Here is an 11814-nt window from a genome sequence, read left to right as displayed (position 1 = left end):
TTTTGTTTCATTACGAGAACTCATGTCATTCACGTTTTTTTTAAGGTACCTGCGGTGTTTCGGGAGGAATGCCGACATGCTTACTCGTTCCGTTTTTCCCTCCAAAGAGCAACGACACTGTTACCGCACTGCTGCCGGCAATGGCGGCTCCTCCCAATATATACCAAACGGTGTTATTCTTGCGGTAGATACCCGTGAGTTTTTGGGCTAATACATCAAATGTATGGATCAATCCTTCACTGACGCCTTTATATTCCTCACTTGCTGTTTGCTCCACCTTCCCCGTCGACACATCTATGATGCGAACAGTTACCGTATACGATTGACCAACTTTCCCCAGATCGCCGGTGATTATTTTTTCAGCTGCAAGTAATTGCCCTACTTGGACGGCGCACTCGGCCGTGTTACACACATCGCTCAACGAAAAATCCTGTTCTTTTAGAATCACTTCCATATCAGCGCGTTCGAGCATAGTAAATTTTTTTGTTTCGGCAAGTGAGGCGCGGAACTTGCTGGTTAACGCCACGATTTCCTCTTGTTTCAAAATGGTCAGCGCGCGGAAATCCAGTACTGCGACAGTGATCTTCTTTTCCTGGGCAGAAGAATCCGCTGTTAAGATCAGTATCAAGATTACTGGAAATATAGATTTCATCATCGCGCTCCTTTATGTATGAATTCTTGTAAATCTTTTGACATTTATTTTGTCTTTGAATACATGTTGCAAATCAGGCCACCTCTCGTCGCGTGCCGGCGTATTCGGACTGATCGCGGATTCATGATCGGTCGATTGTACATTACAAAATAAATGGGTATACGGGAGGTAATGGTATTCGTGAAGGGCCCACAAACCCTGTTCTCCGAAACGGGGATTCTCCGCAGAGTCAAACGCCGCTTCTGACTTTTTCATGGAACCCTGCTCAAGGGTTAGGCGTTTTTAATTACATAATCTATTTATGGAAGAACGCAGGACAATACGGTAGCCGCTGTAAGTATAGGATTTCAAATTTGGCTAAAACACCATATTCGACCATTGCAGAAACGACCATTAAGTCAATCCTGCAGTCTCCGTTCCTCCGACATATTTAAATATAATATATTGTGAATTGTTTATCAAATAAAAAATTCCCCTCACTTTTAGTTTTGTGAAGGGAATAGAATCGATATGAAATGGGGACTATTTAACCAGCAACATCTTCTTTGTTTTCGCGATCTTGCCGGCCTCCAATCTGTAAATATACAGCCCGCTTGCAACCGGGCGGCCTAATTGGTCTTTCCCATTCCAGTTAACCGAGTAATTCCTCCCTGTTTCATAATAACCATTAACCAGCGTGATTATCTCTTGTCCGAGAATGTTGTATACTTTTAATTTCACATTTCCCGATCTGGCCACATCAAACCGGATTCGTGTTTCCGGATTGAATGGATTCGGGTAATTCTGGGTTAAACGAAATTCATCCGGAAGTTCTGCACGGATTTTTTTCACTTCGCTAGCTACATACTCCGCTTTACCTGCAACCAGTTTGAATGTGTTCTGTTTCTGGCTTCGATAATCGTAACCAAAGATGTGGCCGCTCAGTTCAATGATCTTATTGTTTGTGATATCGATGAGAACCGCATTGACATCCGGCGGAACTTGCTGCATGTCCCAGATCAATTTCGATTTATCATTGCCGGTTGTATTGTGAATAACCATTTCCCAAACATGTCCGTCTTCACTAATAGATCGGATATCGCTCGATAAAGCCGCTGCATTTTGTTTGAAATGTAAAGCGACGCTCTTGTCCATATTCAAAGGCTCGGGTTCGCTCAGCGTTTGATAATCCTGATCCACGCCGGCAAAATTATACGAATCGCGGTATTCTCCTGATTCAGCGATAAATCGCAACCGCCAACCATCGTTCCGATCAACGTTTCGTTTCGGCGTTAGCTGCGCCCAACCGACGACGTTGCCCAATAGGATATCGCCGCCTGTCTTATTGTATATCATATAGCCGCCGAATGATCTCAGTTCCGTGACCTGTTCCCATCCTGCATTACCGTATAATTTCCACACCGATCCGATGGAATCCTGGTTAGCGTCTTTGACAACCAAATTAGCTGGAAAAGTGTATGGCCATGGAACCGAGTTCCAACCGCCCTTCAGAACGAAATTATTGAACAGGAGCGGGTCATTGGTTTTCGGCGTGGTGACACTATTAAATATTTCCTGAGGCGAACCTCGACGATGAAATACAAAATATGCTTCATTCCCCGTTAGCGTTGAAACATCAAGGAATGACTGTGAGCCGGTATCAAATCGCCAGGCGCGCCAGTTGGTAGGCACACCGTCTTCAAGCGTCTGAGCGCCCCACAAACTAACTAATGACAACGATCCCTCCATCGATAACGCGATCGAAAAATACTGCTTGTCCGGAATGCCGCCATAGTAGAGGCTGTTATCCCATATAGTAGTCAGATCATTGATTGTCACCGGAATACCAGCTTTCCCTGCCGCACTTGGATAATATGTAGCCCCTGCAATATTCTGTGCTCGAATACGATACCACACACCTTCTTGTGTGATGGACGGTCCTGGAATCGTCCCGCTATAATTTGTTCCGTTAAACGTCATTGCAATAGAATCCCCGATTACCTGCGATGTCTTTCCATAAAAGAGCTTAACCGTCGGATTCGTACCACTGCATGTCACGGTCACAGTGACGGCTGCGCTTGGAATCGGTGAGGGATTGGATAAATTTGGAGTACCAAGCACTAACGCAGTTGCATTTGTCGTAGCGCTGGTTTCGTTGGAATTGGGTGATACTCCGTATTGATTCACCGCAACAACGCGGTAAAAATAAGTTGTAAAGGCTGTGAGCCCTGTGTTATTATAGCTCCCGGCAGGCGCATTGACGGAATCGATCTGGGCAAAACCGGTGCCCGACGTTAAGGATCGGAATATGCGGTACTTCGTAACATCAGAAGACGCTCCCCAACTCAGATTGATCTGCGAAGAGGATACCGCATTGGCTGAAAGGCTTCCCGGCGTGGTGGGCAGGGCCAACACGGCAATCCTAGTTCGCCGGCCGAACAGTGTCAGAGCGGTCGCAAGTGTGTTCGTAATTCGACAATAATAATTGCCGGTATCTGCCGCAGATGCTGCAGAATAAGAATACGAATCGGACGTCGCGCCGGGGATCGTGTTTCCATTGCGGAACCATTGGTACTGATTGTTTGCCCCGCCAACCGTGACCGACAAATTTAAATTATTGCCTTGTACAATCGACGTATCTTTGTAAAGGCCGATGCTGTCTTGAGGGGAGTAGTTAAATGTTTGACTCGCGGCACTTAAGTTGGGTTCGATGTCTTCAAATGTTAAACGATTCAGCTCTACGGAAAGCGATTGTAATGAATCCAGTGGGTTGAGATTTGGAAGTCCGGTTAACCTATTCGCGCCAAAAGATAATACTTTGATTTTCGAAGCATTGACGATTTGCGGGGGTAAATCCCCGGTTAATAAATTATCAAACAAATATAACTGTTCAAGTTTTCCCAAATTTCCAAATGACGCCGGAATCGCACCGGTAAGATTATTATTGCTAATGTTGACATAAAATACATTTGTCAGATTACCCATTTCGAGGGGTAATGCTCCCGAGATACCATTATTTTCAAGGCTGATCTGTTTCAGATTTGTCATCGACCCGATCGAGGAAAACAACGCACCATTGAGCAAATTATTTTCCATTAGTAGATATTCAAGCCCAATGAGATTGGAAAAAGAATTTGGAAGCTGGCCGGTAATTTGATTAAAACCCAAGCGCAAATAATACATCGCCGTAAGATTTCCGATAGCTGACGGAATGAAACCAACTAGATTGTTGTTGTCTAATTCAACCGACACAACCCTTCCTCCAGTCACTCCCACTCCGGCCCAATTAGTGATGGGGTTATTCGTTTTCCAGTTAGTTTTATTCGTCCATGTCGGTCCGCCCGTGCTGTCATAGAGAGCGACTAGCGCAAGTGAATCCTGCAACCGATTACCTCCTACAAGAACGCCGTTGCTGTCTACCATGGCGGCGTAAATATCACCGTAAGCATCCGTTCGGTTATCATTCCAACTGATAATGGAGCCGGCCAGACTGGTGCTTACCTGACGGGAAAAATTCTGGTCGTTAGGCGCGGAACAAATGACTACACCATCGGTCGCCCAATGCGGCGTGCCGTTTCCAAGTATCCGCTGAGCAAAAATATTATAATCAGTCCCGTTCCGTTTATCCGACCAAACCGCGATAATGCCGCCCCGCCCGTCGTCGTCCATACGTACATTGATTTGATCGTTGGCCGCGGCGCAAACAGCAACACCCTGTGCGATCCATTGAGGTGACCCTGCGGCACTCAAGCGCTGGGCACGGATGTCGTAGCCGGTGGTCACGGATGAGTCCTGCCATGCTACGATAATCCCTCCTTGCCCGTCCGTCTCCAATCTTGGCGTTTGCTGCCGATTCGCACCGGCAACCACAACCGCTCCATCGACTATCCATTGATTCACACCCGACGAATTTAAATACTGAGCATAAATGTCATACTTAACATCGGCGCGGCCATCAGCCCAGCATACAAACGCGCCGCCTGATCCATCTCTCTTAATGACATGACTGATTTGAATTCCAGGTTCTGAACAAACCGGCACTCCGTTTACGGTCCATTGGACATTTCCTAAGCTGTTACATCTTTGCGCATAAATATCGTTGTTACCGTTTCGTATATCACTCCACACCATGATGGCACCGGCAGAACCGTCTGTAGTTATAGCGACATTTGTTTGGTTACTGGCTGCATTTGATACCACGACACCGTCCGCATTCCACATCACCGCTCCGGCGCTGCCTATTCGCTGTGCGTAAATGTCGTATGTAGTAGCGCTTCGAAAATCCTGCCAGGCAATGATGGCCCCGCCGTTATTATCGGAGGCAAGATTCGGGAGTAATTGGTTATTTGCGGCGGTGCAGATCGCCACACCGTTTGCGGCCCAGGCGAGTGAGCCGGTACTACTAACTTGCTGAGCATAAATATCTGAATTGGTTGTGCCGTTTCTCTGATCATACCAAGTAATGATCGCGCCGCCGGAGCCGTCGCTGACGATGTCCGGTCTGAATTGATCCCCGGCAGCATTGCAAACAATAATTCCGTTGGTAGCCCATTGCGCCACGCCCAGGTTGTTAAAACGCTGCGCGCGGATGTCAAAACCGTTGGCTGATGACGAATCCTGCCAAGTGATGATAACCCCATCGGCCCCGTCACTGGTCATTTGTTTGAACCCTTGTTCATACAGGGCCGTGCTGACCGGAAGGCCCTGAGCTGGGTCGTTGTTCCATTGCGCATCCACGGTGCTTAGGTTTGTAAATAAAAATGCGAACGGGATCAGGATGCTTCGTAAAATAATTTTTTTATTCATGATGCTGTTCCTCCGATTGCAGAGTTAAGCGTTATAGTGTGGTTTCATTATGGATTCGGCGGTAATACCGGGTTATTGATCTTAAGGCTTTTTGTACCGCCTCCACCGCCTCCACCAAGAAGTACCGCGGCGCCTCCGCCTAGAACTGCGGCACCTCCAATGATGTACCAGAGTTTCTTACTGCCGCCTTTAGAATCCCCTGACTGCGCCTTTGCCTTTTCCCGATCTGCTTTTTCTTTTGCAGCAAGTTCTTTTGTTGCTGCCGCTTTGGCTGCATCACCCGCCATACGTATCTTGTAACTTTCAGAAAATTCGAGCTTGGCCTCGATCTTCTGATCCGCCGTCAGATTGATATCTTGTCTGAATTCATTAAAGTCGGGCGAATCCGTTTTGACAAGCAAGGAATGTTTTCCTTCCGCCAACGACTGCGTTACTTTATTCTGTCCCGCTTGATGGCCGTCTATGAAGATCCCAATATCGCCTCCCTTGCTGTTCGCAGGTAAGGCTGTCGTGACGGTCAGATTGAATTTTCTTACGGCAACACGCGTCTCGACGGTGCCTGCGAAGGCGTTGGCCATCGATTGCATGACGCCCAAAAGTCCGTCCAACTTGCCTACATAATCCTCTGTCTGGGTTTGCAGGATCTTACCCGTTGCTACATCAACCATCCGCAGATCAATCGTAAATGTTTCGCCAATCTTGCCGAGATCCCCGGCCATCATCGCCTGCACGCCGAGCAATTGCCCCACCTGCACTGCGCATTCGGCAGTATTGCACGCGTCGGAGATATTAAAGTCCTGCGCTTTGAGAACTTCATTCATTTTTTCACGTTCCACGACTTCGAAGGCTCTTGTTTTGACGAGAATATTGCGAAATCGATTGGTTAGAGTTGCTACCTCTTTTTTATCAAGATCTCCTGTGCTTTGGAAATCCAACACGGCAACTGTGGTTTTCTTCCCCTGCGATAAAACGTTTGCCGTAACAAACGCCAACATAAGTAACAGCAGTAATGGTTTCATAATCACACTCCTTTATTCATATATCTGGACGATACTTCGGGTTCTATTTTGTCTTTGAACACAAATTCTGAACGCGGCTGTGTTTCGACGCCATTCGATAATGGAACATGGTTGGAAAGAAATACGACCCCTAAGGAATATACTTCATCAGGTGAAGGACGACGGTGGATAGAATGTATTTCGGATAAGTTGGACGGATGGGCCGACTTGGAAGAAGTATACAGAATCAGTGGAAACCGGGGAGGCAGATTTTCCATCTTTTTCTCCGCGCAGTTAATCGTTGTCGGATCGATATTATATTCACAAAATAAGACGAAACAACACAAACTAAAGTGCAAGAAAGGCTTTTTTGATTAGAAAAGGACTGACTAATCTCTTAGAAACTCACTGCGAGAACACTTTTTATTTTCCAAGAAAAAAGAATTAGTCCCTTAATCGTGCTGGTTCGGTCCTAAAGATAGGTAAAATCGGTTTCAATATAACCATTCAGGGCTAAGTTATCAATTAAAAAAAATTGATTTGCTCATCGGCAAGCCGGCCAAAAGTATTCAAGATGCAAATCCGCTTTTTTTTTTGCAAAACGGAATCCGTTAACTGCAACCATGATATTGCCATTCTGGCATGATTGCATTCAGTCAACTCTTACCTGCTTGTCGCATTCAGCATCTTCAGGATCTCGCCTTCCATCTTTTTTTCGTCTCCTTCGACGTATCCTTTTTTGTAGAAATGGATAATGCCTTCTTTATTGATCATGACGAGCGTCGGGAGAACGGCCAGCGCATTTCCTCCGTCCTTGACGTTAAATTTTTCAGAAACCTTCCCATAGATGTCGAGAAGAATCGGCAGACGGATAGGCGTCTTGGCCAGGTAATCGTTAATCTTTTCTTTGTTCTCCGCCACATTGATAAGATAAAACTTAACATCGGTATATTTTTCTGAGAGGGCTTCCAACTCAGGAATTTCTTTCCGGCATGGGACGCACCACGTTGCAAAAAAACTGAAAACCATGTCATTACGCTCCTTACGGCCCTTGGGCATATTGCGTGTATCGCCGTAGAAGTCACGGGAAAAAAACTCGCTGCCGTCCAATCCCTTTAGGAAAAAATTAGGAGCCGGCGACCCAATCTCCAACAAAGTATCTTTTTGGGCATTTGCAGGATAAAATGATACCGAAAGGATGAAAAGCACAAATGATAAACGTTTCACGGATCGTTTCCTTGGTTGGGTGAATACAAAAACAGCGATCAGGAATTCATCGAGAGATTTGCAAACCTTTACTATCAAATATAATGAAACCCGAACCTGCAAATCAAACAAAAAGAATAAAAAAAGGCGGTTTGTTAAAGAACCGCCTTCTTATCATCTAATCGAAATTTCAAGTAAACGATTATTTCTTGACAACCCACACTTTGATCTTGCCGACGACGTCGGTATGGAGTTTGATATCCACTGTGTAGAGCCCGAGAGCTTTGATCGGTTCATCTAAAATAATTTTTCGTTTATCCACTTCCAATCCTTGCGAAATAAGGCTGTCGGCAATGTCCTGTGACGTTACGGAACCAAAAAGTTTATCTTCTTCGCCAACCGAAACCGCAATAGTCACCGACGCAGCTTCTAATTTTTGCGCCATTTCTTCCGATAGAACTTTTTCCTTTGCAATTCGCAAAGCAATTTGTTTTTTCTCGTTATCGTATACCGATTGGTTCGCTTTGGTTGCGATCAACGCAAGCCCCTGCGGAACGAGGAAGTTTCGCGCATATCCGGGTTTGACGTCGACGATCTCGCCGGCATTGCCCAGATTCTCGACGTTATTTCTTAATATTACTTTCATACGTTTTCTCCGATGGTTTTAATAATGTTCGTTGCTTGCCCCGGCGTTTATCGCGTCATGTCCGACACAAATGTCAGCATGGCGAGATGGCGCGCATGTTTGATCGCATTGACCAACTGGCGCTGATGCAATGCGCATACGCCGCTTGTCCTGCGGGTCAAAATACGGCCTTGCTCGGATGTGAACTTTGACAACCGTTTTGTATCGCGGTAATCCACGAATAAGGTCTTGTCTTCGCAGAAAGGGCAATTCTTGTGCTTGAGGGCCGCGTTTTTTTGATTCCTCTGGTCTTTTCTTTTGTCGCGTCTTTCTTTTAACTCACGTGCATTCATAACATTTTCCTTTTTAAAAATCGTTAATTTTATTCGCCGTACTAACGTTTCACGCCCGTCGTTGTATTCCCGGTTGGCTGAATGGTTTTAGCTTTTCATGACCCGTTATTTTACCGTCAAGCGTGTACGGCGTTTTGATATTTCCCATATACGGTCGCTCCGATCAGACAAACATTTCGTCTTGTGAGCCCGGTTCTTTGGCCGGAGCCTTCTCGCGCTTACGTTCTTCACGAAGGCGGGAATCGATCAGCAGGGTAATATGGCGTAAAATATTTTCGGAGATGTGATAATAATCAGTCAATCCTTTGACGACTTCTCCGGGTCCTTCGAATTCGATGCACGTGTACTGCCCGTAGGTCTTTTTGTCGATAATATACGCAAGTTTGCGTTTTCCCCAGTCTTCGACTTTCGTTACGGTGCCGTTATGGCCGGCAATTACTTCTTTTGTTTTCTCGACAATGCTTTTAATGACATCGTCGCCGATTTGCGGATCTACCACTACGACTGTTTCATAACTGCGTAGCTGACCGGGCAAACCTCTGCGGGTTTTTTTGGACATGAGCGTTAACTCCTCCCTTTGGACTTATTTCGGCGTTAGCGTTTGAGAAGACAATTATTATTCCTCAATTCTAACGCAGGGTTTAAAGAAAAATTAAATAACAAAAATCAAAAAACTTCTAAATATTCGCACAGCGTATTCACAAAACAATCCTTTATCAGCCTCTGCGATCGCAGTGGTTTCTCCGCCTTATATGTTTGCTACTTCGCGCCGCCGATACGCATACCGTAAAACGAACGGTGAACAAAATAGACCGACACTAAGAAAAAGGCAACTGCCAGACCATGCGTTAATCCCGAGCCGGCATCCATTTCCAATTTTACGGCCAATTCGACTGCAAGTAATCCGAACAGCGTCGTAAATTTGATCACGGGATTCATCGCAACGGAAGACGTATCTTTGAAAGGATCGCCGACCGTATCGCCCACCACCGTGGCGTCATGCAGCGGCGTGCCTTTTTGTTTGAGATCCACTTCTACGATCTTCTTGGCATTGTCCCATGCGCCGCCGGCATTCGCCATAAAAATAGCCTGATATAATCCAAAGATCGCAATAGATATCAGATATCCGATAAAGAAAAACGGTTCCGTGAAAGCAAATGCCAGCGTTCCGAAGAATACGGCAAGGAATATATTAAACATGCCTTTTTGAGCGTATTTCGTACAGATCTCGACAACCTTCTTGCTGTCCTCTACCGACGCTTTCACCACGCCTTCTAACTTAATGTTTGCTTTGATAAACTCTACCGCACGATAAGCTCCCGTAGTAACAGCCTGTGTGGAAGCGCCGGTGAACCAGTAGATCATTGCGCCGCCGGTAACAAGGCCTAGAAAAAACGGAGCGTGCAGGAGCGAAAGTTTTTGCACATCGTGGCTCAGCCCGCCCGTGAGCGCCATGATGATCGAGAAGATCATCGTGGTAGCGCCGACCACTGCGGTGCCGATTAGAACCGGTTTGGCCGTCGCTTTAAATGTATTTCCGGCGCCGTCATTGGCTTCAAGTAAATGTTTTGCGCGTTCAAAATTGACGCTGATATTGTGTTCCTTCTTCATATCCGCAGCCACGTTAGGTACTTGCTCGATCAGGGACAATTCATACACCGACTGCGCATTGTCCGTCACCGGGCCGTACGAATCCACGGCAATAGTCACAGGACCCATTCCCAAAAATCCGAAAGCAACGAGGCCGAACGCAAACACGCCCGGAGCGAGCATGATCGCCATTAAACCCATAGTGCTGAAATAATATGATATGGCCATCAGAAGCATGATGCTGATTCCCAGCCAATAGGCTGAGAAATTGCCGGCAACAAAACCGGAAAGAATCGTGAGCGACGCGCCGCCTTCTTTGGACGATGCTACCACTTCTTTGACATGCGTGGATTCGGTCGACGTAAAAACTTTTACCAATTCAGGAATGATCGCGCCGGCTAAAGTTCCGCACGAGATGATCGTTGAAAGTTTCCACCACAACGTGGGATCGCCGCCGAGATTAGGAATAATGAGATACGACGCTAAATACGTCAGAAGAACGGACGTGATCGACGTGAGCCAAACCAAGGTCGTCAGCGGCGCCTCAAAATTCATATCATCCGAATCCGCGTAGCGTGCTTTGGCGACGGCTTCATTCACAAAATAGGCGCCTGCGCTTGCGATGACCATCATGACGCGCATGATGAAGATCCAAACCAGCAGCTGCACCTGCACCATCGGGTCAGAAATAGCAAGCAGAATAAACGTGATCAATGCCACGCCCGTCACACCGTACGTTTCAAAACCGTCCGCGCTGGGTCCGACCGAGTCGCCGGCATTGTCGCCGGTACAATCGGCAATCACGCCGGGGTTACGCGCATCGTCTTCTTTAATTTTAAATACAATCTTCATGAGGTCGGCGCCGATATCCGCGATCTTTGTAAAAATCCCGCCGGCTATTCGCAGAGCCGCAGCGCCAAGGGACTCACCGATCGCAAAACCGATAAAACACGGCCCGGCATAATCGCCCGGAATAAATAACAGGATACACAACATAATCAAAAGTTCCACGCTGATCAGAAGCATACCGATACTCATACCGGCGCGTAGAGGAATCGCATAGATCGCATGCGGTTTACCGCGTAAGCTGGCAAAAGCGGTGCGGGAATTGGCAAACGTGTTGACGCGGATTCCAAACCACGCTACGCCGTAGCTGCCTGCGATACCCACCAGCGAGAACAGCAGAATGATCATAAGCGTAAGGCCGATGGGCTTGTCAGGAACAGGCGATAACCAGCCGTAATACGCCGAAATGATCACCGCGATAAATGCCCACAGGATCAGGATGAATTTACCCTGCGTAACGAGGTAGGTTTTGCAAGTCTCATAAATGAGATCTGAAACTTCCAGCATCGCTTTATGAACGGGCAGATTTTTCAGGTTCATGTACATCATGAGTCCGAACATCAACCCCAGAAAGCAGATCACCAAGCCGTACAACAATATCGAGTGGCCGTCCATTCCCAAGAAAGACACCGTTGAAAGGTCGGGTAATTTGAGGCTGGCTTCGCCGCCCGAGTGCTTGGGTTCATCCTGAGCTACTGCCCATGCGGCGTTGGTAGCCACGATGGCCAGGCCGGACATAAATAATTTCAAATAACGACT

General features: G+C 46.8%; 10 protein-coding genes. All 10 read right to left on the bottom strand.

Going from position 1 to position 11814, the window contains the following annotated elements; translation table 11 throughout:
* Window positions 1–40: 40 nt before the first annotated feature.
* Window positions 41–655: a hypothetical protein gene (locus F9K33_07515; protein ID KAB2879836.1), complete on the bottom strand. Its 615-nt coding sequence runs from the start codon at window positions 653–655 to the stop codon at window positions 41–43.
* Between the two features lie 9 nt (window positions 656–664).
* Window positions 665–907, bottom strand: a complete 243-nt coding sequence (locus tag F9K33_07510; protein ID KAB2879835.1) for a hypothetical protein — start codon at window positions 905–907, stop codon at window positions 665–667.
* Window positions 908–1174: 267 nt separating this feature from the next.
* Window positions 1175–5437, bottom strand: coding sequence for a T9SS type A sorting domain-containing protein (locus F9K33_07505; GenBank protein KAB2879834.1), 4263 nt, complete (start codon window positions 5435–5437; stop codon window positions 1175–1177).
* Window positions 5438–5484: 47 nt separating this feature from the next.
* Window positions 5485–6456 (bottom strand): PEGA domain-containing protein, encoded by a 972-nt coding sequence (locus F9K33_07500; GenBank protein ID KAB2879833.1) that lies wholly within the window; start codon window positions 6454–6456, stop codon window positions 5485–5487.
* A 2-nt stretch (window positions 6457–6458) separates the two neighbouring features.
* Complete coding sequence (locus tag F9K33_07495) at window positions 6459–6713, bottom strand: hypothetical protein (protein KAB2879832.1); 255 nt, start codon at window positions 6711–6713, stop codon at window positions 6459–6461.
* Window positions 6714–7098: 385 nt separating this feature from the next.
* Complete coding sequence (locus tag F9K33_07490) at window positions 7099–7773, bottom strand: TlpA family protein disulfide reductase (GenBank protein ID KAB2879831.1); 675 nt, start codon at window positions 7771–7773, stop codon at window positions 7099–7101.
* 70 nt (window positions 7774–7843) lie between these two features.
* Window positions 7844–8287: a 50S ribosomal protein L9 gene (locus tag F9K33_07485; GenBank protein ID KAB2879830.1), complete on the bottom strand. Its 444-nt coding sequence runs from the start codon at window positions 8285–8287 to the stop codon at window positions 7844–7846.
* A gap of 47 nt (window positions 8288–8334) precedes the next feature.
* Window positions 8335–8619, bottom strand: a complete 285-nt coding sequence (rpsR, locus tag F9K33_07480; protein ID KAB2879829.1) for a 30S ribosomal protein S18 — start codon at window positions 8617–8619, stop codon at window positions 8335–8337.
* Between the two features lie 163 nt (window positions 8620–8782).
* Window positions 8783–9178, bottom strand: coding sequence for a 30S ribosomal protein S6 (rpsF, locus tag F9K33_07475; GenBank protein KAB2879828.1), 396 nt, complete (start codon window positions 9176–9178; stop codon window positions 8783–8785).
* 200 nt (window positions 9179–9378) lie between these two features.
* On the bottom strand, window positions 9379–11793 hold the full coding sequence (locus tag F9K33_07470; GenBank protein ID KAB2879882.1) for a sodium-translocating pyrophosphatase: 2415 nt from the start codon (window positions 11791–11793) through the stop codon (window positions 9379–9381).
* Window positions 11794–11814: the final 21 nt, after the last annotated feature.

The organism is bacterium (genome assembly GCA_008933615.1).
Taxonomy (GTDB): domain Bacteria; phylum CLD3; class CLD3; order SB21; family SB21; genus SB21.
Note: the sequence above shows the minus strand (reverse complement) of the source record. Positions and strands in the feature narration are given on the sequence as shown.

Excerpts from the sequence above, each read along its gene's own strand:
- F9K33_07515 (KAB2879836.1), bottom strand. The coding sequence starts at position 655 with ATGATGAAATCTATATTTCCAGTAATCTTGATACTGATCTTAACAGCG.
- F9K33_07510 (KAB2879835.1), bottom strand. The coding sequence starts at position 907 with ATGAAAAAGTCAGAAGCGGCGTTTGACTCTGCGGAGAATCCCCGTTTC.
- F9K33_07505 (KAB2879834.1), bottom strand. The coding sequence starts at position 5,437 with ATGAATAAAAAAATTATTTTACGAAGCATCCTGATCCCGTTCGCATTT.
- F9K33_07500 (KAB2879833.1), bottom strand. The coding sequence starts at position 6,456 with ATGAAACCATTACTGCTGTTACTTATGTTGGCGTTTGTTACGGCAAAC.
- F9K33_07495 (KAB2879832.1), bottom strand. The coding sequence starts at position 6,713 with ATGGAAAATCTGCCTCCCCGGTTTCCACTGATTCTGTATACTTCTTCC.
- F9K33_07485 (KAB2879830.1), bottom strand. The coding sequence starts at position 8,287 with ATGAAAGTAATATTAAGAAATAACGTCGAGAATCTGGGCAATGCCGGC.
- rpsR (KAB2879829.1), bottom strand. The coding sequence starts at position 8,619 with ATGAATGCACGTGAGTTAAAAGAAAGACGCGACAAAAGAAAAGACCAG.
- rpsF (KAB2879828.1), bottom strand. The coding sequence starts at position 9,178 with ATGTCCAAAAAAACCCGCAGAGGTTTGCCCGGTCAGCTACGCAGTTAT.
- F9K33_07470 (KAB2879882.1), bottom strand. The coding sequence starts at position 11,793 with ATGTCCGGCCTGGCCATCGTGGCTACCAACGCCGCATGGGCAGTAGCT.